Origin of the sequence: Hoeflea prorocentri, from assembly GCF_027944115.1 — a bacterium.
Lineage (GTDB): Bacteria > Pseudomonadota > Alphaproteobacteria > Rhizobiales > Rhizobiaceae > Hoeflea_A > Hoeflea_A prorocentri.
This window is the reverse complement of record NZ_JAPJZI010000002.1, coordinates 361,012-382,661: the sequence shown is the minus strand read 5'-3', so window position 1 is coordinate 382,661 and position 21,650 is coordinate 361,012. Positions and strand designations below refer to the sequence as shown.

Below are 21,650 nucleotides of genomic sequence, written 5' to 3'. Positions count from 1 at the left end.
GGAGAAAGAGACATGAAAGATCTCACATTCGAAACCCTCATCGCCGTCTTTGAAGAAATCTTCGGCAGCGGTCTGTTCTGGGCCATGGTTGCGGCCGCGGCAGCAGTGACGCTCGGATATCTCTACGTCCTCGTTCGCGACCGGGCGGTCAGCTGGAAGAAGTTCCTGTTTGCCCAACTGTCCATGCCGGTCGGTGCAGTTCTTGCCGTCTGGTTTGTAATGGTGATGACGAAGTCCCGGTTGTCCGATCTCGGCGGACCGGTCGATATCATCCTCTTTATTGGCATTGCCGTCCTTGGGGCCATCGGCATGGCGATCATGGTCTACACGCTGGAGTCGTTGCTGGGCTCAAAGCGGACCAAAGGCGCCGCTGAAACCTGACCTCATAGATGCCTAAGAAAGGACCGGGCAATGAACACCAGTGAGACGTCCGCCGAAGCTGAAGCCGAAAAGTCCCGCCTGGCGCATTTTCCCATCACCTTCTTCGGAGTGACGATGGGTGTGTTCGGGCTTGCCCTTGCCTTTCGGACCGGCGGGTTTGCAGGAGCCTCGACGGTTGTTTCCGTTTTGGGCGGGATCATTCTCTTGTCGATCGCTGCCATATATATTCTGAAGGCGCTGCGCTTTCCGGCGTAGGTCGCCGGGGAATGGAACCATCCCGTCAAGCTGTCCTTCTTTCCCGCTGCGAACATCTCGATCCTTTTGCTCTCTTTGCTGCTTCAGACCGCCATGCCAGCGGTCTCCGCCGCCTTGTGGGGTGTCGGCGCTCTGGTGCAGGCGCTTTTGACCCTGGTGATCGTTGCCGCCTGGATTTCTCATCGCCCCTTCGGGCCGGCCATGCTGTCGCCGGCCTGGTTTATCCCGGCAGTCGCCAACGTGATCGTGCCGCTCGGCGGTGCTCATCTCGGGCTTTATGACGTGAGCTGGTATTTTTTCTCTGTCGGAGTTCTGTTCTGGATCGTTCTTCTGACGCTGGTCTTCAATCGTTTGATCTTTCACGATCCGCTCCCGGGCAAACTGCGGCCGACCCTCGTGATCCTCATAGCACCGCCGTCCGTCGCCTTTCTGGCGTGGATCGAGCTGAACGGCGGCGCCATGGATGCCACGGCGAACGTCCTTTTCAACATCGGTGTCTTCTTTGCAGCGCTTGTGGCGATCCAGCTTCCGGCCCTGCTGCGCCTGCCCTTCGCGATGTCGTTCTGGGCTCTGTCTTTCCCCTTGGCCGCGCTGACGACGGCGACGTTCCGATACGCGGCGCTGGCCGGAGCTATCTGCCAACCCGACTAAATCCGAAACCTCCAGGAGACCATCAATGAAGAGACTTCTCATTTCCGCCGTTCTCGTTGCAGCCTCCACAGTTGCAGCCTTTGCCGAAGGCCCGGCCAAAGTCGTCACCGTGGTGACATCGCCCGACCCGCAAACGCAGCTCATGTCCATGGTTTTGACCATGCAGGCCGCGCAGCAAGGTGCCCAGGCTCACATTCTCTTGTGCGGCCCGGCGGGCGACCTGGCACTGCGCGATGCACCGGAGTCCGCCACGGCGGGACAACCACCCCGGGATATGAGCCCGCAAGGCCTCATGCAGATGATCCGCGAGAAAACCGGTGCCAGTGTCGAGGTCTGCGCGATTTACCTTCCAGGTCGCGGTGAAGATGCTTCAATCCTGCTGGATGGCATCGGCGTTGCCAATCCCTCCGAGATGGCCGCGCGGCTGATGGCTCCGGATGCGCGCGTGCTGAGTTTCTGACCGGCTGCTTTACCGCGACTGTCAGTCAGACGTTGCCACCTTTTCCAGATCGGCGCGGGCCTCTTTGAGGATCGCGCCGATTTTTTTGAAAAGCGCCCTGCTTGGCGAGCTTCTTCTCCACGCCAGCGCGACCTGTCGCGGACTTGCCCCGTCGACATGTCCGAGATGCAGCATATGGCCCTTTGTGATGCCGGCATCGACCGCCAGTTTCGGCAGAAGCGTCATGCCGAGGTCTTCCTCGACCATGGCCAGAAGCGTCGAAAGACTGGTGGCTGAAAAACTCTGATCCTCATCCAGGTTGATGCCGGAAAAACTTGAAAGCGCATGCCTTTGCAGGCAGTGACCCTTTTCAAGCAACAGCAATTGCCGGTCCACCAGATCATTCGCGCCGACAGTTTCGTAGTTACCCAAGGGGTGATCCGGAGGCGTGGCGAGCCAGTACCCGTCAGAGAACAGAACATCCGTTTCGATTTGCGGCGGCAACGGGTGCGGTAGCGCGATTAAAAGCAGATCAAGCCGTCCTTCGAGCAGCCCCTCAACAAGCTGGTCTGTCAGCTCTTCACGCAGATAGAACTTTGTGTTGGCAAATCTGCGCCGCAGCATCGGCATGGTGCGCGGCATTAAAAACGGCCCGACCGTCGGAATTGTGCCCAGTCGAACCACTGTGGCGCCGGCAACCTGTTCCCGTTGCGCACGGTTTTCGAAATCCTGAACCTCCGCAAGGATAGTGCGGGCTCGGGCCGCGAGATCCCTGCCCACCTGCGTCATCAGGACGCTTTGTTTCGTACGCTCGGCCACCCGGACGCCCAATCGCTCTTCAAGTTCCTTTAACCCGGTCGACAATGTGGATTGCGTGACGTGGCACAGTTCGGACGCCCGCGAGAAATTCTGCGTTTCATCCAGGGCGACCAGGAAACGGAGTTGGCGGAGTGTTGTCATGGCGTAATCGGAATAATGAATAACAAAGGAGGATACAATCAATTTCAGAGATTACGATTGCATGACTATCTTGTTTTCATCGCCGAACTCAGGAGCTTTGACATGAATACGCTAGCGATATCCCCCGCAGACACGCCACATGGCCTGCCAAGCCTCAATGAACCCGCGCCGGATTTCGACGCGCTGACCACTCATGGCCGCAAGACACTTGCCGACTACCGCGGCAAATGGCTGATCCTCTTCTCGCATCCGGCCGACTTTACCCCGGTCTGCACAACGGAATTCACCGCATTTGCCAATCGGGCGGAAGAGTTTGCCGCACTCGACACGGAGCTGCTGGGCCTGTCCATAGACAGCCACTATGCGCATATCGCCTGGGTCCGCTCCATCAAGGAGACCTTCGGTATCGAAATCCCGTTCCCGATCATCGCGGATCTGGACATGGCCGTCGCACAATCTTTCGGCATGATCCAACCCGGTGCGTCGGACACACAAGCCGTGCGCGCGACGTTCGTGATCGATCCGGAAGGCATTCTGCGGGCCATGGTCTATTATCCAATGACCAACGGGCGATCGGTCGATGAATTCATCCGGCTTGTCCAGGCGTTGCAAACATCCGATATGCATAAGGTCGCAACGCCTGAGAATTGGCAGCCCGGCCAGGATGTCATCGTGCCCCCGCCGCAAACTGCCGACGCCGCCGAGACCCGGATGTCGGAAGGCTACGCGACCAAGGACTGGTATTTCTCGACCAAGGCTTTGTAAGCGCACAGACATCTACGTGACGATGAACGGCGTGCCTTCCCACGCCACCCATCTGGGCAGGATACAGTCAGGACATGAGGATATGGAAGAAACATGGATTGATCAGTTCAAGGGACTTGGCAGGCTGCCTGCCGAAATCCGGACAGAACTCGAGGCGGGAAGCCGGATCGTGTCGGTGCCGGCCGGAACCCAGATCTTCGCTCCGGGCCAGTCGGCAGACAATCTGCTGCTCCTGCTGGACGGCATCGTGAGGGTGCAGCAAAGATCTGAAACCGGGCGCGAAGTCTTTCTCTACCGCGTACATGCCGGCGAAAGCTGTGTTCTGACCACCGCCTGCATGTTGGCATTTGAGGATTACTCCGCGGACGGGATTGCCGAGACGAACGTCAGGGCCGTCGCCATTCCGCGGCTCACCTTCGATGATCTGGTAGCAAAATCACCGATCTTCCGGGAGTTCGTATTTACCGCCTATTCGCGTCGGATCACCGATCTTTTTACCCTTATCGACGACATCGTGTTCCAGCGGATGGATGTACGCCTTGCCTCGCGCCTTCTGGAACTTGCCGACCGGGATAACGTGGTGCATGCCACGCACGCCGTCCTGGCAACCGAGCTCGGGACCGCCCGCGAGGTGATTTCCAGAACGCTGTCGGAGTTTCATCGCCGCGGATGGATCGAGCAATTCCGTGGAGAAGTGCACCTGGCCGGCCGTTCCGGACTTGAACGGCTGGTCAAGTCATCGGGTGTGCACGCTTGATCCCGTTCACCCCCAGACAACCGGTGGGTTTGCCGGCCTGGAGATCAAATCGCACAGCTGATCGCCTTGCGCACTGCCAATGCGGTCAGACATTGCGGCAAGACGGGATGTTATTCCGGCTGCGCCCAATGGGTTTGGAATGAGGCTGCACGTGCGGAAAGTGACATTCTCTCACCCAAGGTCCGGCAAGCAGAACCAGCCTATATCCGCGGAATTGGGTTTGTATCGCGACAGCAACAAACACCGACAACGGCCGGAGTGACTACGCTCACGTGCTTGGCATAAGCTGCCACACATCCTCGATTTGGCAACCGGCTTCCCTCAGGATCACGGAGACAGGGCATCTCCTGGCGACAGCCGCCTTGAGATCATGAAGTTCATCGAGGCTCATATCGCTCTGTATCTCGACCTTCATCTCGATGGTCGGGAATGGACAACGGACACTGGCTTTCTCAAACACGCCGCGCGTATCGAAATGGCCCACCAGCGACATCGACATACCTCTGATTTTCAAGCGCTTTTGAACGGCCACAAACTGAGTGATGACATTGGTGCAGGCCAAAAACGAGGACAGCATATGCTCCAGGGGTGTTGCGGCAATGTCAGTGCCGCCTCGCTCAGGAGGCTCATCGATGACAATCGTATGCTGACGCGCCGTCAGCTCTGTCTTGGCGGCTGAAATCGCCATGCCATCAATTTCTATGGGAAAGCTGTCCGGCATCGTGTGGGCCATGGCTGTCTCCTTATCTCAGTGTCAGACGGTCAAGTACCGTTCAATCAAGTCGCTATTGCCGCGGACTTCCCCGGGCATGCCCTCAAAGCGGATTTCGCCTCTTTCAAGGATGTAGACCCGGTCACTCAGTGACAGGACGAAGTCCAGGTTTTGCTCGGCGAGCACCACCGAAAGCCCCTGCTCTTTCAGGGTTGCAATCTGGTCCCGTAAGTCGGCAACAACCAGGGGAGCCAGTCCCTCAGACGGCTCGTCCAAAAGCAACAGCTCGGGATTTCCGAGCAGCGCCCGGGCAATGGCAAGCATCTGCTGCTGTCCGCCGCTTAAAAATCCACCCTTGCGGCCTTGAATGCGTTCCAGATCAGGAAACAGTGCAAAGACTTTAGCTTCCGTCCAGCCCTCTCCGCTGGCACTTGCCCGTCGGGCTATGTCGAGATTCTCCCAAACCGTCAGTTCGGGAAAGATGCGGCGGTCTTCCGGTACGAAGCCAACCCCGTTGCGGGCGATGTCATAGGTGGGGCGCCCGTCTATTCGCTTCCCTCGCCAGCGTATTTCGCCTGCATGGGGCGGTGTCAGCCCGACGATTGATCGCATCGTCGTGCTCTTACCGACTCCGTTTCGGCCCAAAAGGCCGACAACTTCCCCTTCGGCGACATGAAATGACAGGCCGAAGAGCACTTCGGAAATACCGTAGGATGTGCGGATTGTGTCAACTTCAAGCAGCATTGTCGGCATGCTCCCCAAGATAGATCCGGCGCACTTCCGGGTTTTGCCGTATCTCGTCAGGTCGGCCTGTCGCGATCAACTCTCCATGATGCAGGACCGAAAGCCGGTCGGCGATGGAGAACACGACATTCATGTCATGCTCAGTAAAGAGCAGCGTTAGCTTGCGCGCTTCCGCAATCTTGCCAATCAGTGTAATGCTGTCGATTGTCTCTTGCGGTGACATACCGGCTGTCGGCTCGTCCAGAAGCAAAAGATCAGGCTCCGACGCAAGCGCGACTGCCAGCTCGAGTTGTTTTTGCTTGCCGTAGGACATAACGCCGGCCATCGCGTCCGCATCATCGCTCAGACTGACAAGTTCCAGCATCCGCGCGACTTCATCGCGGTAAAGGGAAGCGCCGGGGCGTATCATATTGAAGATTTGCCCGTGATCCGCGATCAACGCGACCTGTACATTCTCAAACACCGTCAATTCGGGGTAAATGTTGATGCGCTGGAACGACCGCGCGATACCAAGCTTCACAATTTGATGCGGCTTCAACACCGTGAGCTCGCTGTCCCAATAAGTAACGGATCCCGTCGTCGGTTTCAGATGCCGCGTAATGCAGTTGAAAAATGTCGTCTTGCCGGCCCCGTTCGGCCCGATGATCGCATGCTTCTCGCCCTCTGACAGTGTGAGGTCGACGGCATTTAATGCCTGGAAGCCGTCAAAGTTCATCCCAAGATTGGTAATCGTCAGTAGGCTCATGACCGGCCACCCTTCTTCTTCTTGAAAACACCCATCAGCCCTTCCGGGAAAAAGAAGAGAACGATCAAAAGAATGATGCCCAGCACTGTTGGCCAATAGACCGTAAACTCGGTTGTGATCCGATCAAGAATGATCAAGGTAGCGGCCCCGACAAGCGGGCCGAAAAACGATCCGACGCCGCCAAGAATCGTCATGATCAGGACTTCCGCCGAGGCAGACCACCAAGCACTTTCAACAAAAACGGAGTGGTTGAACAAAGTGAAGAGCGCGCCGGCCACGCCTGCGAAAGTACCGGCAATCACAAACGTCACGTGCTGCACGAGCCGAACATTCACACCGATGAACTCGGCACGGTTGCGGTTCTCACGTGTGGCCTGGAGCGTATAGCCGAAAGCTGAGTTCACGATAATCCAGATCACGCCGACACACAGCGTTACGATGATCAATGCAAAGTAGTAGAAGGTCGCAGGTGCCTTGAGCATCTCCGGCACAGCAACACCGATGAAGCCCGTATCTCCGCCGGTGACGCCAACCCATTTGAACGCGATCGCCCAAACCAATTGCCCGAAGGCCAGGGTCAGCATTGCGAAATACACCTCCGTCAGCTTGACGCAGAAATAGCCGATTATGGCCGCCCCAACTGCGCTGAACCCGACAGCGCCGAGAAAGGCAACAAGGAATGGCAGTTCAAGGGTCGTCAGGAATATCGCACATGTATAGGCGCCTATGGCGAAATACGCCGCATGCCCGAAACTCAACATCCCGCCATAGCCCAGCAGAAGGTTAAAACTGAGCGCGAACAGTGCGAAGATAATGATCTCTGCGCCGAGATATATGAAGAACTTGTCTCCGGTCAGCGGCACCAGCGCCAAGGCGATCAGAACAAACGCGCAAACAAAGGGTGTCGTCAAGCGGTGCATGGCTCACCCTCCTGCCTGCGGTTTGCCCAGGAGCCCCCATGGCCGAATGAGCAGGACGAGAACCATCATCAGATAAACCATGACAATTTCGAAATCGGGGAACAAGGAGATGCCAAAGGCCGTTAGAAGCCCGAGCATGATGGCTCCGAGAAAGGCGCCACCAAGACTGCCAAGTCCGCCTATGATAACAATGATGAAGCACTCGACGATGATCTCGGCATCCATCCCCGGAGCCAGCGCAATCGCCGGGGCGGCGAGCGCGCCGCCAAACCCGGCCAGGGCGGATCCCGCCACAAAGACAAGCATGTAGATCCGTCCGACATTGATACCGAGCGCCTGCAACATTTCTCGGTCCTGTTTTGCCGCCCGGACCAACCGCCCTGCACGTGTTCGATTGACAAAGAACCAAAGGCCCGCGGCGACGGCAACACCGATCGCGCAGAGCAACAACCGGTAGGACGGGTACCAGGCGATCCCGAGATTGACCGCACCGTCAAGACCCGGCGGAAAGGACACAGACAGGATGCTGCTGCCCCAAACCACCTTCACGACATCGCCGATGATCAACACCAGCGCAAAGGTGAACAACAACTGATAAACGTGGTCGCGGCCATAAAGACGCCTCAGCATCAGCCGCTCAATGCCCCATGCGCCAAGTGCAAGTAACCCGGCTGCCCCCAAAGCGGCGAACCAGAACCCGCCTGGCACGCCGGAAAGCCAGTTCACCAGCGTGTAACTGGCGTAACCACCGATCATGTAGAAGGCGCCATGCGCAAAATTCAGAACGCCCAGCACACCCAGGATCAGTGTAAGCCCCGCGGCGATGATGAACAGGTTAAGCCCCAGCGACAGGCCGTTCATAAACTGAATGAAGAGCAGCATTGGATTGTCAAACATCGGGGCACGGTCCTCAGGCAATCGGGATCATCACAGAAAACCCCCCGCCCTGGAGATAGAAGTACACTCCAAGGCGGAAGGTTTGGGAGGATTGCTAGTCCATCAATCCATCCGCGGGGACGTATTCGATGTTCTTGAGCATCTTGTATGGATACCCCTCGAGCGTGGATTCGCCCATCTGCCCCCAGAACTGTCCACGATTGGCTTGATGATCGCTGGCACGCATCGTCTGCTCGCCGATCGGTGTGGTAATCGTCAGCCCCTTCAGCGCCGCAATCACGGCATCGGTTTCATCTGTCCCCGCGGCCTTCACCGCTTCTGCCAACCACTGCGCCGCAATGTAACCGGTCGATGGCCACGATGGTGTATGCTCCGTTCCCAGGACTTCACGCAGCTCTGCAACAAAGGCCTCGTGCTCGGGGTTGGGCGAATAGTAGAATGCCTCATACGTGTTGGTCCAAATCCCCGATGGCATATCGTCACCCATTTGTTCAGCCACCACGGGCGCCCCGACTTCGCCGGCGCTAATGTACTGAAAACGGTCAAAGAAACCGAAAGGTTTTGCCTGTTTTGCAAAGGTTGGGAAAATTCCGCCCCAGATGTTGGAGAAAACCCCGTCGCAATCGGCGCCCATCAGCTTGGTGATAAACGGTGTGTAGTCCGTGGTGCCGAATTTTGGCCAAGCCGCCTCGACGATTTCAGCTTCCGGCCGGATCTCTGCGAGATGTTCGCGGAAGGCTTCATCGAGGCCGTAACCGTACGAGTAATCGAGCAGCATCGTGCAGATCTTGTCGAGACCGAGCTTGTCAGCGATCACCGCCGCAGACTTGCCTTCCGTGTTGGTATTGGCGGCTGCCCGGAACACATGCTGATGGAAGTGCTCTTCGTCCGTCATCTCCGTCGTTTTGGGGATGGACGCGATGTAGATGACACCCTCTTGCTTGGCGACTTCGGAAATCGCCTGCCCCTCTGAAGACGAGATGCCGCCTACCAGAAAATGAACTCCGTCTTTGGCGATCAGGTCGCGCGCCGCAGCGGTCGCCTCACCGGGATTGCACTTGCTGTCACGATGATAGGTGACAAGCTTTTTGCCATTCAGCCCGCCCTCGGCGTTGATCCGGTCTACAAGGATCTCGTGACCTTTCAACGCGAGCTCACCGAAAATCAGGCAAGCGCCCGATGTTGCATAAAGCGCGCCGATCCGGATCTCATCATCCGCTGCAGAGGCCGCTCCGGCACTCAGCACGCTCGCCGCGCCAATAACGCCGGCACTCAGAATATTAGTCGTTCGCATGTCAATTCCTCCCTTTTGTGTGGTCGATCGTTCGACCCTGGCTTCGTAACCGGCCAACCTCCCAATTGGCCGGGTCGTCAAAACAGATGCAGTCCCGGCGTGTTGGTTCTGCATCGATACAAGGACGTTGACGCGGTAAAGAAGATGCTTCTCATATCGTCATCACCCCAAGTGAAGTTGGCTACCATTTCCGGCACAAGGATCACGCCAAGGCATGCCGCATCCGGGGCAAAGACCTGAACGCCGCCAGGCCCTGTGCAATAGAGGTTGTCGCGGCAATCGACCTTCATCCCGTCGGGATGGCCTGGCTTGTCGCCTTCAGGACTTGCCCACACATCACCGCCCTTCAGCGAACCATCGTCGGCGATGTCAAACCTGCGGATGTGAAGCTTGTCGGTATCGTTCACAAACAAGGTGGTCTCATCGACCGAAAGGCACAGTCCGTTCGGCTGCCCGAAATCGTCAGCGAGGCAGCGAAGATCCGATCCATCGCCGTTCATCGAGTAGACGCCCTGGAAATCCAGTTCACAATCGCGCTCAACCCCAAAGACCGGCATGCGTCCATAGGTTGGATCGGTGAAAAAGATACGGCCATCACTGTTCACAATGATGTCGTTGGGACTGTTGAGCTCTTTTCCTTCAAAGTGCGTGGCCAGTGTCGTTATCGAACCGTCGGCTTCCGTCCGGGTGACGCTGCTCGTGGCATGCTGGCACGACACCATACGGCCTAAGCGGTCATAGGCATTGCCGTTTGCCATATCCGAAGGCTTGCGGAAGGTCTCGATAAGCCCGCTATCGGGCCACCAACGGCGCATGTGATCGCCTGGCATGTCCGAAAACGTCAGATGTCGCTCAAGGTGATGCCAGATCGGCCCTTCGGTGAATTGAAATCCCGAGCCGAGTTTTTCGACTTCAACGGTTTCTCCGATGACGGCGGAGAAACGAGGATCGCGTACTTCAGCGGTCATGATCCTGACCGCAACTCTTTGACGCGGGTGCCGCCGGCAAACCAATCGGTCTCGGAGACTTCCTCAAAAACAACCCAGACATTGTCTTCGGGAATCTCTGCAGCATCGGCGATCGCACTGGTTACGGCTGTGCTGACCTTGGATTTGATGCCTTCGGGGTCAGCGGCGATCACCTCTCTGACGATACGAATGTTCACAAACGGCATTATGTCCTCCCATCTGATCCAGCTTCCTGGTCAGTTTGTTGGAAGGACGTTACTGAGCGCTGCATTCGACGTCTGCGCTGTTTTCCGCAGGTTTTTTGCGGGAACCCGCAAATCTTCCGCGTGAGCCCGCTAGTCCCGCTGCGCGCCATTGCCGTCGGCTGTCTCATCCAGCCAGCGCGCAACCCTCTCTTCTTCCACCGCGATTAGGTCAAGCGTGACGAGTCCCCGCGACAGTGCAACCGAGATCGCCCGGCTCCGGGGATTGAACGTCGCTCCCCACGGGCCGGTAGGAATATCATGGCGTTCCAGGCCAAGCTTTCCATAAAGGCCCTGCAGCCTGGCTTGGACACTGCGCAACGAGATCTTGCGGCGATGCGCAATAGCCTTGTCCGTTAGCCCGATAAAGAGATCGACCAGCACTTCAAGCTCGGCTTCAGTCAGGGTCATCGACCGGTTCCCGGCGGTTTTCTGCAGGTCTTGTACCGTTCGGTCGATGACGCACTGCTCGCCAATAAAGACGCCCTGCATTGCGATCTGCAACAGCTCTTCGGCCGCGGACTTCAGGATGTATCCGTAGACAGCGCCGTCTGGCACAATGCGCGAAATACCGCGTACATAGGCTTCTTCGGAGTAATTGGACCAGAACAGGATCTTCATATCCGGCCGGCAACGCCACAGCCGCTTGGCCGCCTCGACACCGTTCATCTGCGGCATCTGCAAGTCCATGATCACGGAGTCGATGGATTCGTTCTCCTCCGCCTGCCGGACCGCCGACACTCCGTCTTCCGCTTCGCGAATGCATGTGCCTTCAGGCAGTGCATTGGTCACAACAGCCTTCAAGAACGCGCGATGCATGGCATCGTCTTCAACGATCAGGATGTCCATCTACGCTTGGCTCCCATCTGCAGGCGTTACCGGAAGCTTCACTGATATCCGCGTGCCTTCGCCCGGTGTCGATCCGAATTCGACGTGAGCTGAAATCAGTCGAGCCCGCGTGCGAATATTGTCCAGCCCGCCTGACGATGACAGAGCTTGCGGATCGATCCCGACCCCATCATCCTCGATCACCACGACAATGGAGGATGGCGCACTCGAAATCTCGACAGTGATCTGCGAGGCATCGGCATGCTTGACCGCATTGGTCACGGCTTCCTGGGCTATGCGAAACAGCGCCGTGCGCACTGTTTCCGGAAGCGCGTCGACCGCACCGCCGGTAAGGTCACGAACCGATGTTTCAGGCTTTCGCCCGCGTGCGGACACCGCTCGATCAAGCTGTGCTTCCACCGCGTCAGAAAACCCGAACAGTTGAAGCACGCCAGGCCTCATGTTTTCCACGATCGAGCGCAGGTCATCGAGTGCCCGGCCAAGATCCGTCTCTATTGTTACCAGTTCGCCCAGATCAGGCGGAACCTCCCGGCGCAGCCGCCCCAGTCGTCTCACCAGGCGCGCTAGGTCTGCCAGTGTTTGATCGTGCAAATCCATGGCCAAACGCTGACGTTCTCGTTCAATTCCCTCGGTCAGCCTTTGGACACCCAGTCGCAACGCTTCTTCCCGCCCCTGCGCCTCTGCTTGAGCGACCGCTGCCTCGCGCGCGCGCCGCCCCTCCTCCAGAGCAAAGAGATATGGTGCGAGAAGGTCTGCAGCTGCTTGCGCACGATCGCACATCTCTTCTGTATACTGGCCGATCTGATGGCTGCTGAGCGCAAGCGATCCGATGATCCGGCCTTTGATCGTCAGGGGCACGATGATCCGCGACCGCAAGTCAGCATCGAAGATGGGCTGGTTGTCGGCGCCGAGGAAGAGGAACCGCCGGTCTGTCTGCGCATCAGCAGAGACAATCTTGTCGACGCGCCCCAACAGGAGATCTCGGATCGGGCTGGTTGCCGTCGGTCGCAGTGTCTTGGCGCTGTCGGTCCAGGCCGTTGAAATACCCGCCTCATAACACACCTGCATACCGGCCCCGTGCAGCAGAACAATATCCAGGTGATTATGCGGAAGGATCTTCTGCATCTCCTTGGCAAAGTTCTCAAGAACCAGATCATAGTCCAGCGGGCCCGCAATCGCGCGCGAGATTGCCCTGAGCCGCATGAGCATTGAATCAGGATGCTCGTCCAGATCGACCGAGTCCGACATATGAGGTTTAGAGATATGGCGCGGCTTGTTCACGTGAACATCTTAGATTGATCTGTCAAAAATAGTCAAACCATGGCTTCGGGACTGCACGGATCGTCACCGCTGGGGAGCAACCGGCAATCTTGAGGCCCCTTTTTTGACTCTTGTCGCACAGAAGGACTGATCGGTATCGGGTATATGAACATGTCCACGATCAAGATGTCTCTGTCGTGGGTCGGATTTACGATGCCGAGAGCGCACTCTGCGACGAGGAGAGTCTCTTCGCTTCTTTGCCATTTGAAGAAGCTCCGACATCAAAGACCTGGATCAGCTGAGCAGACAGGTCTTCAGTACCAAAGCGGGATGCGGAAGGAGGTGGCCCCACGGCTCATCTCAATCTCCAAGGATGATGATCGGCTCTGTCGAGCGTCCGGGTTTTCCCAAATCTTCGCGCGGGTTAGTTCGTTGTTTTCCGTCAAGCGAAATTGGCACGTCAACGGGCCAACCTGGCTGTCTTTCGTTTGGTTGGACTGTTATGGCTGGAATACGCCAGTGCCCGATAACCGGTCATCCGGTGACCACCTGAGAAGGTGCTGCGCCACCATAGGGCACATTGACACCGCCGTAGCGGCGGACGCGGACGTTGCACTGTTCAGCATGGCCAACAAATCCTTCGAGCATACATAGCCGCGAACCAAATTGCCCGATCAACGCTGCCGCCTCATCCGTAAGAATTTTCTGGTAGCTGTGAGTCTTGAGGTATTTGCCGACCCACAATCCGCCCGTGTAGCGGCCGGCTTTCCTGGTTGGCAGCGTATGGTTGGTTCCGATTACCTTGTCGCCATTGGCCACATTTGTGCGCGGACCGAGGAAGAGTGCTCCATATGAGTGCATATTGTCCAGAAACCAGTCATCCCGGTCGGTCATGACCTGCACATGTTCATAGGCCATGTCGTTCGCGGTCGCCAGCATCTCGTCATAGGTGTCGCAGACGATCATGTCGCCGTAGTCACGCCAGGAGACACCTGCCGTGTCAGCCGTAGGCAGAATTGCCAGCAGGCGGTCGATCTCCTCTAGAGTTGCCTCCGCCAGCTTCTGCGAATTGGTGATCATGCAAGCAGGCGAGTTGTAGCCGTGTTCGGCCTGGCCGAGGAGATCGGTGGCGCACAATTCAGCATCCGCCGCTGTTTCGTCCGCAATAATCATTGTTTCGGTCGGCCCGGCGAAAAGGTCAATCCCCACCCGGCCAAACAACTGCCGTTTGGCCTCGGCGACAAAAGCGTTCCCCGGCCCGACCAGCATATGCACCGGCTCAATCGTTTCCGTGCCGATCGCCATCGCCCCCACCGCCTGGATGCCGCCAAGAACATAGATTTCATGCGCTCCGCCGAGATGCATTGCTGCGATTACGGCGGGATTGGGTTCGCCCCGGAAAGGCGGCGTGCAGGCAATAATGCGCGGCACGCCGGCGACCTGTGCGGTAGCAACGGACATGTGAGCGGAGGCGACCATCGGAAACTTGCCGCCGGGCACATAGCAGCCCACCGACTGAACCGGGATGTTCTTGTGACCGAGAATCACACCCGGCAGCGGTTCGACCTCAATGTCCAGCATCGAATCGCGCTGCGCCTGAGCAAAACCACGCACCTGATCCTGCGCGAAACGGAGATCGGCCATATCCTGCGCCGAAACCTTCTCCATCAGCGCCTCGATTTCGCCATCCGACAGCCGGAAAGCAGATGGACAGTAGTCATCGAACTTTTGCGACAGTTCGCGCACCGCCGCATCGCCCCGCTTCTCGATGTCTGTCAGGGTCTGCTCCACGATCAAACGCACCTCGGCGTCATCCTTTGCACGCTCGGTCTCCGGCTTTGCAGATTTCAGGAGCCGTATCGTCATGATGTCATCCTTTCCTTTGGACCGGAGCCCCGTTGGGACACGTGCCCGTAAAAGTTACGCACATTGCTGCCGGGTATTTGAGCTTCCCCTGCCAACGAAGGCCGTCGGTTCACGACGTACTTAAACCGGCCTTCGTGTTGCGCAAGGCGCTATCCAATGTCAGACGTTTCGCGCCCGCGGGTCAGCTGCGAAATCGTTACCGCGAGGATCAGTGCGCCACCGTTGAAGACATTGGTCACCCAAAGCGGAATACCCAGCATCGTCAGCCCCGCAATTCCCGTGGCCAGGAAGTAGACGGCAACGATGGCGCCAAGAGGATTGAACCGGCCGGGCAAAATGGTTGTCGACCCAAGAAAGGCGGCGGCAAATGCAGGCAGAAGAAAATTCAGTCCCGAATAGGGATCGGCCGACCCCAGAACACCTGCATAGATCACACCGGCCATGGATGCGAGGACCGCCGATGTGATCAGCGCGCCCATCCTCATTCGGTCGACGGCTATGCCATTGAGACGGGCGACTTCCCGGCCGCGGCCGACAAAAAGAAGACGGCGACCAAGGGCCGTGAAGTCGAACACGTACCACATGACCACAACAGCGGCCAAGGCGTAGTAAAATGCATAGGGCACCCCGAGAAAACGTCCTCCGACCACCGCCATGATCAGCGCATTGTCGATACCGCCGATCGTCGACGAGTTGGTAATCCACTGCACGATACCCGTCATGAGGGACGTCGTTCCCAATGTGACCACCAGCGACGGAATGCGGAAGTAGATGATGAACAGCGAATGGAACAGGCCGATGACAACGCCGGTCCCCAGCGCAATGGCTATGCACAAGACGATCGGAACCCCGTACCAGACATTGAGCACACCGATCAGGCAGGAGGACATGGTCAGCGTTGCGCCGACCGCGAGATCGTAGTCCCCCGCCGTCAGGGGAACGATGATCGCCAGTGCCAGAAGAACTGCCGGCGCATAGGAGGCGAACATGATGGAGAAATTGCCCCAACTGAAAAAGGAATCAGGCATGACGATGCTGAAGCCCGCAATCAGAAGCAACCACACAAGTATCAGAGCAAACCTCTCGAACAGGCGCAGATAATTGATCTCGGGTTGAGCGGATTTGTCCGCCGTGTTTTTAATGTCGGTCATGACCCTGCCTCATCCTGCACGCCTGCCTGCGTCTGCGGAGCCCGGTCGGCACCGCGCGGCGATGTTCCGTAACAGGCCCCGATAATATGATCCTTGGTCACCGCATTGCCGGTGATTTCCTGCACGATCTGCCCGCGCGCAAAAACCAGGACGCGATCGCAGATCTCAGCCAGTTGCTCAGCATCCGAACTGGCGCAAACGATAGACATGCCATCCGTTGTCGCCTTCTGGAGCGCCTTGAAGATATTGGCTCTGGTTCCGACATCCACGCCCTGGGTGGGTTCGTCCAGCAAAAGCAGGACCGGATTGCGGTTCATCCACCGGGCGATCAGCACCTTTTGGGCATTGCCGCCCGACAAGGCCGCAAGTGACAGTTCGGGATCATTTGGCCGCACTTCATATTCGCGCCCGAGCCTGGCCGCCTCGCGGCGCATGGCGCCGGTGCGCAGAAAACCGCGCCGAACATAACTGTCCAGATCGGGAAGCAGCATGTTTTCGAATATGGACAGGCTCGCTACTCCGCTCTGCTCATGCCGGTCGCCCGGAAGAAGAGCGAAATCAGCCTCGATCGCTTGCCGGGGTGACATCTCGACAAGATCGAACGCCTTCCCGTCGGCAAGCGTCATGGTGCCTGCCAGAGCGGGGTTCGCGCCAAACATCAGATAGGGTATTTTGTCATAGCCCGAGCCGATCAGACCCGTCAGGCCAAGGATCTCACCTTTGGCAATATCGATATCGCAGCGGGCAACACCTGGTGCTTCAAGGTCGCGCACGGAGGCAAAAACGGGTTTTTCGTCCGCGTCGGTGCTCCTGTCTTTCTGGGATTTGCTCAGTTTTCGCCCGATGATCATTTCCACCATGTCTTCATGCGAAGCCTTGGCGGTTTCGATTTCGCCCGAAACCCTCCCATCACGCAGAACCGTCACCCGGTCGGTGATCTCCATCACTTCTTCAATATCGTGAGAGATGAAGATGACGCTCGAGCCGTGATCAGCAATCTGCCGCACGAGGTCGAATAATTTGTCGACATCTTCACGCGGCAAAAAAGGTGTCGGTTCGTCGAGCAGCACCAGACCGGGTTTGCCGGTCAGCTCACACTCTTCGCGGATTTCCTCAAAGGCACGCACAATGGCCAACAATGCGCGATTGACCACGCTCAGCTCATCGATACGCCGCCATTGCTCGACCTTAACACCATAGCGCTCAAGCGTTTCTCGCGCTGCCGCCTTTTCCCGGCGCCAGTTGATCCGCATGCCTCCGGCAAGCGCGATCTGTGCAAGGCGAAGGTTTTCAAGAACCGTTAACGATGGCACCAATCCAAGATTCTGATGCACAAAGCTCATGCCCAGGCGCCGAAAATCGCTTGGCTTGAGTGGCAGTGCCACCTCGGCGCCATTGAACTCCATGTGACCGCCCTGATCGGGGACATGGAATCCGGCCAGTATCTTGACCATGGTTGACTTGCCGGACCCATTGGTGCCCAGGAGACCATGCACCTCGCCCGGCATGACGTCGAACGAGACCTGGTCAAGTGCCCGTGTCGCGTTAAAGGTCTTGGAGATGTTCTTTAGATGCAGTGTTGGCGGCGTCTGGGACGCCGCCAATGAGGTTGATTGCGGTTGCAATGGGTCGACCGCGGACATAGTGCCTAGTTCAGGCCCCAGAGTTCGCGGAAGCCGGTGATATATGCATCGCCATAGCCCGTGTCGAACTGCGCCGGTGTGCCCGCATCGGCAGCATTGTTCTCATCAAAGATGTAGAACGGCACATTGAGTTTGTCGGGCACCGCAAGACCGCACAGGTCGCGCATATGTCCATCGATCGTCGCATAGGCAATCCAATCCAGGCTTTCACCAATATTCATGGATACCGATCCTTGCTGGATGAAGTCCAGCACAAAAGGCGTGCCATTGAAGGTCGCGACCTTGACCTCGCCGAGCTTGCCGGTCAGACGCAACGCCGGCACGACAAACTGGGACATGGAGTCATAAATCGGGATGACGACGTCAATTTCAGGGTTGGCCTGCAACACCGTTTGCAGCGACGACTGGATCTTCGTTCCCCATTCGGAGACCCCGACATTGATTTCACTGACGATTTCACAATCTGGGCAGTTCTCGGCCAATTCCGTTTCGATGCCGTCCACCAACGGAATGGTCGGCGGCACTTCGCGCGAAACGATCAATGCGATCTTCGCCTTGCCATCCGTATTCACCGTGACCCAATTCGCCAGAATCTTTCCGATTTCATTGAATCCAATAGGCAACGTGCTGGAGAGCAACGGGTGCGGTTCAAAGGAAGGATCATAAAAATGCGATGTCATGACCTTCACACCGGCATCGGTCGCTGCCTTGACCTGGGGCTCAACCGTATCGGGCGATATACCGGAAATCAGATTGATGACATCGAATTTGTCGCGAATAGCAAAGTCAAATCCCTGCACCCACTGGCTCGGCTGACCCTGATTTTCCCATTCGACAACCTCCAGCCCAATCTCGTCGCCCACCGCCTTCATGCGGTTGATAATCCCCTTGAGAAAGGGATTGGCGCTGCTGTTCGGCATAGACAGCATTTTGCGGCCTTCGGCACAGGCCCGAATATCAAACGGCTCGCCGGGCGCCGTGAAAACCGGTTTTTCCGAGTAGGATGCAAGACGTTCGCTGGCACGGTCGATCCCAGCTTGGTCCGCATAGGCGCTCATGGGCATAACCGCCATGGAAAGGGCGAGCGCTGACGTGAGCCCCATTATGTTTTTGTAATTAAACATCGACTTCCTCCGTGATAGGTCACCCGGTCTTAGGAGCGCGGCAGACCTTGACGTTTCGCACTTGAATGCGCATTCATAAAAATCTGCGATAAAGGCCCGTTTGTCAATCACCTGCTGGCAAATAGATGGCACGGGTCCTATAAAGCAGACAGTCTCATTGATATGGACTGCATAGCAGCGAGCACCGATGAAGCGGACCAGGAACCGGGTTACATCTTACGATGTTGCAAGATTGGCGGGCGTATCCCAGCCAACGGTCTCGCGGGCGTTCACCCCAGGCGCAAGCATCACCAAAGACAAGCGTGACCGCGTGCTCGCGGCTGCTAAGCAATTGAGCTACCTGCCTAATTCCATCGCGCGTAGCCTCGCCAACGCACGCAGCAATATCGTCGCCGTCATTGTCGGCGACATGCACAATCCCTTTTATGCCGAAAGCCTTCAGGCATTCATCACCAGGCTTCAGGACAGCGGTCGCCACGTCCTCGCATTCACGATTTCAGATGGCAGGGACTGCGACGATGCACTCATGCAGGCGCTCGGCTACCATGTTGACGGAATTGTCGTGACATCGGCGCATCTATCGTCGGATCTCATCAGCACCAGCCAGGATGCCGGCATACCCATTGTCTTGTTCAACCGACGTACCGCCGATCCGGCGCTCGCATCCGTCCGCTGTGAAAATGAGGCGGGAGCTGCAACGCTGGCCCGCGCAATGTGCAACGCGGGCGGACGCGAATTTCTGATCATTCGTGGAGATCCGCAGGGCTCGACAAGCCGCGACCGGGTCAATGGTTTCCGCTCGGAGCTTGAGGCGCTGGGTGTCGCCCCGGGCAGAGTGGAGGAGATCGACGGACAATCAAGCTACGCCGGAAGCTATGACGCGGTGTTGTCACGCTTCAAGGACAAGGTACGACCGTTTCCCGATGCCATATTCGCCGTCAACGACATCATGGCGATCGGATGCGCGGATGCGCTGCGCGGGGAATTCGGGCTGGCGATCCCCGATGACATCATGCTGGCCGGCTTCGATGGCGTCCGTGAGGCAACGCGTGCCCCCTACGAACTGACCACGATCCGGCAGCCTATTGAGGTTATGGTCGAAAAGACACTCGACCTGCTGGAGCGCAAACAGAGCGGGACTCTGGAGGACGCGGGAAACAGCCTCGTTGTCACGGGTGAGCTGATTGCCGGAAAAACCGTTCCGGCAGGGACCGCCGCCCCCGGGGGAGACGGCGACCGGTCCTGACTATTCGGCGGCCTCATGCACACCTGGGATAAACCCGAAATCGAAGGGTTCAGGTGCGCCGCGCTCGTCTTTCATACGCTGACGCAACGCGTCGGTTGCCGCCTTATCGACCTGGTGGTTCTCGTCTATGACAACACCATAATCCCGTTCCGCTTTTTCGCGGGATACAATCTGGTGTCGCACATCCCGCAGAACCGCGTCGACCGGACGATCCAGCGGATCACCCCAGCCTCCCGACCCCGCGGTAATGAAAATAACCTTGTCACCCGGCTCCACCGGCAGGTTGTCCAGCTTCGACTTGATGCGCTCCGGCGTGTCCGAACCGGCGCGCTGCAGCCATTTGCTGGATGTGCCGCCATGCAGGCCACCATTGATGCCCCAGGGCGGCACCGTCTCGCGATCATCGTGGATCGAGATGGTTCCCGGCTCCAGAAGGCGATACGTCTTTTCAATGCCGGCGCCGCCGCGGTGTAAACCGGCGCCGCCGGCATCCTTGACAGGCCGGTAGCTCTCGACCAGCACCGGGTAATAATTCTCGATATATTCGATCGGCGTTGCGCTGAACAACGGCCACCAGGCATGGCCGTCAAAGCCGTCTCCGAGAGGCCGCCCCGGCACACCGCCGAACAAAAGCTCCATCAGCTGGAAATATTTGTCGTTCTTGTCGTGCCCGGTAAAAATGAAATGCGGGCTCGTACCGTAACCGGCAGCCATCGAAAGGTGTGGCGCTTTCTGACCCAGCGCACCGGCCTGACAATCGAAGAACCGTGTATGCGTATTCAGCCTGTTCGACAACGCCGCCGGAAACCGTGGATTGAGCAGGCTGCCCTCCGGCAATATGATCTCGAACAGGTCGTAGAACCCTTCATTGAACATGATCTTGGGGTCAAACGCCATGATCATATAGACGCCGAAGAACAGCTTGCAGAGGCCTTCATGGATATGGAAATTGATCGGCCCTTCGGCCTGATCGTCCGTGCCGGTCCAGTCGATGACCGCCACATCGCCGCGCCGGTAAATCGACAGATGCATTTTGAAGGGACCGTTGCCAAGCCCGTCGTCGTCAACATAATCGGTGAAGGTAACCGGCTCTTCGGCAATATATTTGTTGATCAGAATACGCATCGCTTCGCGGGTCCGGTCAAGCAGCATGTCACAGGCGGCTACATAGGTATCACGGCCGAAACGGTCGCAAATCTCCGTGACACGCTTTGCCGCCGTGCGGCAGCCGGCAATCAGCGCCATCAGATCGGCACGGTTCATGTCGGGCGTTCGGGAGTTGTTGAGCATGATGTCGAGCACACCCTCGTTCAACGTACCCTTCTGATAGATCTTGACCGGCGGAATACGCAGGCCCTCCTCCCAGATCGTCCGTGAATCGGCGGGCATGGAGCCCGGCACCTTGCCGCCCACATCCACCATGTGACCGAATATGGAACTGAAGCCGACATGCACGCCCTCATGGAAGATCGGCAGCATCACGCACCAGTCATTATTGTGCGATATCGAGCCTTTGCAGGCATAGGGGTCGTTCCAGACAAACACATCCCCTTCGTGGATATCGTCGCCATATTGTTCGACAATCCCCGGGATGTAAGAGCCGAACTGGCCGACAACCATCTGCCCCTTGGCGTTGCAGATCATTGGAAACTCGTCGTGTTGCTCGCGGATCACCGGCGACAGGGCGATACGGACGACAACGCTGTCCATCTCAAAGCGGGCGTTCAGCAAGGCGTTCTCGATCAGATCGAGCGTGATCGGGTCTACGGTCCTGGTCATAC

22 protein-coding genes and 1 pseudogene are annotated in these 21,650 nt (G+C 57.6%); 7 read left to right on the top strand and 16 right to left on the bottom strand.

What is annotated here, in order from left to right; translation table 11 throughout:
• The first annotated feature begins 12 nt into the window (after nucleotides 1–12).
• The 4 genes and pseudogenes from OQ273_RS23365 (at nucleotide 13) to OQ273_RS23350 (ending at nucleotide 1,747) form a co-directional block, all read left to right on the top strand.
• Complete coding sequence (locus OQ273_RS23365; RefSeq protein ID WP_267993511.1) at nucleotides 13–381, top strand: DUF5368 domain-containing protein; 369 nt, start codon at nucleotides 13–15, stop codon at nucleotides 379–381.
• 30 nt (nucleotides 382–411) lie between these two features.
• Complete coding sequence (locus OQ273_RS23360) at nucleotides 412–636, top strand: hypothetical protein (protein WP_267993510.1); 225 nt, start codon at nucleotides 412–414, stop codon at nucleotides 634–636.
• Nucleotides 637–654: 18 nt separating this feature from the next.
• Nucleotides 655–1,287: pseudogene (locus tag OQ273_RS23355) on the top strand (SLAC1 anion channel family protein); the annotation flags it as partial.
• A 25-nt stretch (nucleotides 1,288–1,312) separates the two neighbouring features.
• A complete protein-coding gene (locus OQ273_RS23350) occupies nucleotides 1,313–1,747 on the top strand; it encodes a DsrE family protein (protein ID WP_267993509.1) in 435 nt (144 codons plus the stop codon).
• Between the two features lie 21 nt (nucleotides 1,748–1,768).
• Here the strand turns inward: OQ273_RS23350 and OQ273_RS23345 are convergent, their stop codons facing one another.
• Nucleotides 1,769–2,686 (bottom strand): LysR substrate-binding domain-containing protein, encoded by a 918-nt coding sequence (locus OQ273_RS23345; RefSeq protein ID WP_267993508.1) that lies wholly within the window; start codon nucleotides 2,684–2,686, stop codon nucleotides 1,769–1,771.
• A 102-nt stretch (nucleotides 2,687–2,788) separates the two neighbouring features.
• Between OQ273_RS23345 and OQ273_RS23340 the strand changes: the two genes are divergently transcribed.
• Both OQ273_RS23340 and OQ273_RS23335 read left to right on the top strand, forming a co-directional pair.
• Nucleotides 2,789–3,451: a peroxiredoxin gene (locus OQ273_RS23340; protein WP_267993507.1), complete on the top strand. Its 663-nt coding sequence runs from the start codon at nucleotides 2,789–2,791 to the stop codon at nucleotides 3,449–3,451.
• An 82-nt stretch (nucleotides 3,452–3,533) separates the two neighbouring features.
• Entirely contained in the window at nucleotides 3,534–4,208 is a 675-nt protein-coding gene (locus OQ273_RS23335) for a Crp/Fnr family transcriptional regulator (protein WP_267993582.1), read from the top strand.
• A gap of 268 nt (nucleotides 4,209–4,476) precedes the next feature.
• Here OQ273_RS23335 and OQ273_RS23330 read toward each other — a convergent pair whose 3' ends face one another.
• The 14 genes from OQ273_RS23330 to OQ273_RS23265 all read right to left on the bottom strand — a co-directional run bounded on the left by OQ273_RS23330 (nucleotide 4,477) and on the right by OQ273_RS23265 (nucleotide 18,623).
• Nucleotides 4,477–4,941 (bottom strand): OsmC family protein, encoded by a 465-nt coding sequence (locus OQ273_RS23330; protein ID WP_267993506.1) that lies wholly within the window; start codon nucleotides 4,939–4,941, stop codon nucleotides 4,477–4,479.
• A gap of 21 nt (nucleotides 4,942–4,962) precedes the next feature.
• Nucleotides 4,963–5,664, bottom strand: a complete 702-nt coding sequence (locus tag OQ273_RS23325) for an ABC transporter ATP-binding protein (RefSeq protein ID WP_267993505.1) — start codon at nucleotides 5,662–5,664, stop codon at nucleotides 4,963–4,965.
• Entirely contained in the window at nucleotides 5,654–6,409 is a 756-nt protein-coding gene (locus tag OQ273_RS23320; RefSeq protein ID WP_267993504.1) for an ABC transporter ATP-binding protein, read from the bottom strand. The genes OQ273_RS23325 and OQ273_RS23320 overlap by 11 nt, the downstream gene beginning before the upstream one ends.
• Entirely contained in the window at nucleotides 6,406–7,329 is a 924-nt protein-coding gene (locus tag OQ273_RS23315; protein WP_267993503.1) for a branched-chain amino acid ABC transporter permease, read from the bottom strand. Before OQ273_RS23315 ends, OQ273_RS23320 begins: the two co-directional genes overlap by 4 nt.
• Nucleotides 7,330–7,332: 3 nt before the next feature.
• Entirely contained in the window at nucleotides 7,333–8,226 is an 894-nt protein-coding gene (locus tag OQ273_RS23310) for a branched-chain amino acid ABC transporter permease (protein ID WP_267993502.1), read from the bottom strand.
• 94 nt (nucleotides 8,227–8,320) lie between these two features.
• Complete coding sequence (locus tag OQ273_RS23305) at nucleotides 8,321–9,520, bottom strand: ABC transporter substrate-binding protein (protein ID WP_267993501.1); 1,200 nt, start codon at nucleotides 9,518–9,520, stop codon at nucleotides 8,321–8,323.
• 77 nt (nucleotides 9,521–9,597) lie between these two features.
• Nucleotides 9,598–10,488, bottom strand: a complete 891-nt coding sequence (locus tag OQ273_RS23300) for an SMP-30/gluconolactonase/LRE family protein (RefSeq protein WP_267993500.1) — start codon at nucleotides 10,486–10,488, stop codon at nucleotides 9,598–9,600.
• Entirely contained in the window at nucleotides 10,485–10,694 is a 210-nt protein-coding gene (locus tag OQ273_RS23295; protein ID WP_267993499.1) for a tautomerase family protein, read from the bottom strand. Before OQ273_RS23295 ends, OQ273_RS23300 begins: the two co-directional genes overlap by 4 nt.
• 129 nt (nucleotides 10,695–10,823) lie before the next feature.
• A complete protein-coding gene (locus OQ273_RS23290) occupies nucleotides 10,824–11,579 on the bottom strand; it encodes a response regulator transcription factor (RefSeq protein WP_267993498.1) in 756 nt (251 codons plus the stop codon).
• Nucleotides 11,580–12,827, bottom strand: a complete 1,248-nt coding sequence (locus OQ273_RS23285; protein ID WP_267993497.1) for a GAF domain-containing sensor histidine kinase — start codon at nucleotides 12,825–12,827, stop codon at nucleotides 11,580–11,582.
• A 546-nt stretch (nucleotides 12,828–13,373) separates the two neighbouring features.
• The gene (gene hisD, locus OQ273_RS23280) at nucleotides 13,374–14,705 is read right to left on the bottom strand and encodes a histidinol dehydrogenase (RefSeq protein ID WP_267993496.1); all 1,332 of its coding nucleotides are present in this window, start codon (nucleotides 14,703–14,705) and stop codon (nucleotides 13,374–13,376) included.
• Between the two features lie 149 nt (nucleotides 14,706–14,854).
• Nucleotides 14,855–15,856: an ABC transporter permease gene (locus OQ273_RS23275; RefSeq protein WP_267993495.1), complete on the bottom strand. Its 1,002-nt coding sequence runs from the start codon at nucleotides 15,854–15,856 to the stop codon at nucleotides 14,855–14,857.
• The gene (locus tag OQ273_RS23270) at nucleotides 15,853–17,499 is read right to left on the bottom strand and encodes a sugar ABC transporter ATP-binding protein (RefSeq protein WP_267993494.1); all 1,647 of its coding nucleotides are present in this window, start codon (nucleotides 17,497–17,499) and stop codon (nucleotides 15,853–15,855) included. The genes OQ273_RS23275 and OQ273_RS23270 overlap by 4 nt, the downstream gene beginning before the upstream one ends.
• A gap of 5 nt (nucleotides 17,500–17,504) precedes the next feature.
• Nucleotides 17,505–18,623 carry a sugar ABC transporter substrate-binding protein gene (locus tag OQ273_RS23265; RefSeq protein WP_267993493.1) on the bottom strand — a complete coding sequence of 373 codons (1,119 nt, stop codon included), beginning with the start codon at nucleotides 18,621–18,623 and terminating at the stop codon, nucleotides 17,505–17,507.
• Nucleotides 18,624–18,810: 187 nt separating this feature from the next.
• Here OQ273_RS23265 and OQ273_RS23260 point away from each other — a divergent pair, with 187 nt between their 5' ends.
• Complete coding sequence (locus OQ273_RS23260; RefSeq protein ID WP_267993492.1) at nucleotides 18,811–19,869, top strand: LacI family DNA-binding transcriptional regulator; 1,059 nt, start codon at nucleotides 18,811–18,813, stop codon at nucleotides 19,867–19,869.
• Here the strand turns inward: OQ273_RS23260 and OQ273_RS23255 are convergent, their stop codons facing one another.
• Nucleotides 19,870–21,648 carry a hydantoinase B/oxoprolinase family protein gene (locus OQ273_RS23255; RefSeq protein WP_267993491.1) on the bottom strand — a complete coding sequence of 593 codons (1,779 nt, stop codon included), beginning with the start codon at nucleotides 21,646–21,648 and terminating at the stop codon, nucleotides 19,870–19,872.
• Nucleotides 21,649–21,650 lie beyond the last annotated feature (2 nt).

What these genes read in the sequence shown, in the direction of transcription:
- OQ273_RS23270 (WP_267993494.1), bottom strand. Translation starts at nt 17,499, where the DNA reads ATGTCCGCGGTCGACCCATTGCAACCGCAATCAACCTCATTGGCGGCG.
- hisD (WP_267993496.1), bottom strand. Translation starts at nt 14,705, where the DNA reads ATGACGATACGGCTCCTGAAATCTGCAAAGCCGGAGACCGAGCGTGCA.
- OQ273_RS23295 (WP_267993499.1), bottom strand. Translation starts at nt 10,694, where the DNA reads ATGCCGTTTGTGAACATTCGTATCGTCAGAGAGGTGATCGCCGCTGAC.
- OQ273_RS23330 (WP_267993506.1), bottom strand. Translation starts at nt 4,941, where the DNA reads ATGGCCCACACGATGCCGGACAGCTTTCCCATAGAAATTGATGGCATG.
- OQ273_RS23320 (WP_267993504.1), bottom strand. Translation starts at nt 6,409, where the DNA reads ATGAGCCTACTGACGATTACCAATCTTGGGATGAACTTTGACGGCTTC.
- OQ273_RS23360 (WP_267993510.1), top strand. Translation starts at nt 412, where the DNA reads ATGAACACCAGTGAGACGTCCGCCGAAGCTGAAGCCGAAAAGTCCCGC.
- OQ273_RS23275 (WP_267993495.1), bottom strand. Translation starts at nt 15,856, where the DNA reads ATGACCGACATTAAAAACACGGCGGACAAATCCGCTCAACCCGAGATC.
- OQ273_RS23310 (WP_267993502.1), bottom strand. Translation starts at nt 8,226, where the DNA reads ATGTTTGACAATCCAATGCTGCTCTTCATTCAGTTTATGAACGGCCTG.
- OQ273_RS23350 (WP_267993509.1), top strand. Translation starts at nt 1,313, where the DNA reads ATGAAGAGACTTCTCATTTCCGCCGTTCTCGTTGCAGCCTCCACAGTT.
- OQ273_RS23315 (WP_267993503.1), bottom strand. Translation starts at nt 7,329, where the DNA reads ATGCACCGCTTGACGACACCCTTTGTTTGCGCGTTTGTTCTGATCGCC.
- OQ273_RS23325 (WP_267993505.1), bottom strand. Translation starts at nt 5,664, where the DNA reads ATGCTGCTTGAAGTTGACACAATCCGCACATCCTACGGTATTTCCGAA.
- OQ273_RS23255 (WP_267993491.1), bottom strand. Translation starts at nt 21,648, where the DNA reads ATGACCAGGACCGTAGACCCGATCACGCTCGATCTGATCGAGAACGCC.
- OQ273_RS23365 (WP_267993511.1), top strand. Translation starts at nt 13, where the DNA reads ATGAAAGATCTCACATTCGAAACCCTCATCGCCGTCTTTGAAGAAATC.
- OQ273_RS23260 (WP_267993492.1), top strand. Translation starts at nt 18,811, where the DNA reads ATGAAGCGGACCAGGAACCGGGTTACATCTTACGATGTTGCAAGATTG.
- OQ273_RS23305 (WP_267993501.1), bottom strand. Translation starts at nt 9,520, where the DNA reads ATGCGAACGACTAATATTCTGAGTGCCGGCGTTATTGGCGCGGCGAGC.
- OQ273_RS23345 (WP_267993508.1), bottom strand. Translation starts at nt 2,686, where the DNA reads ATGACAACACTCCGCCAACTCCGTTTCCTGGTCGCCCTGGATGAAACG.
- OQ273_RS23265 (WP_267993493.1), bottom strand. Translation starts at nt 18,623, where the DNA reads ATGTTTAATTACAAAAACATAATGGGGCTCACGTCAGCGCTCGCCCTT.
- OQ273_RS23285 (WP_267993497.1), bottom strand. Translation starts at nt 12,827, where the DNA reads ATGTCGGACTCGGTCGATCTGGACGAGCATCCTGATTCAATGCTCATG.
- OQ273_RS23340 (WP_267993507.1), top strand. Translation starts at nt 2,789, where the DNA reads ATGAATACGCTAGCGATATCCCCCGCAGACACGCCACATGGCCTGCCA.
- OQ273_RS23335 (WP_267993582.1), top strand. Translation starts at nt 3,534, where the DNA reads ATGGAAGAAACATGGATTGATCAGTTCAAGGGACTTGGCAGGCTGCCT.
- OQ273_RS23300 (WP_267993500.1), bottom strand. Translation starts at nt 10,488, where the DNA reads ATGACCGCTGAAGTACGCGATCCTCGTTTCTCCGCCGTCATCGGAGAA.
- OQ273_RS23290 (WP_267993498.1), bottom strand. Translation starts at nt 11,579, where the DNA reads ATGGACATCCTGATCGTTGAAGACGATGCCATGCATCGCGCGTTCTTG.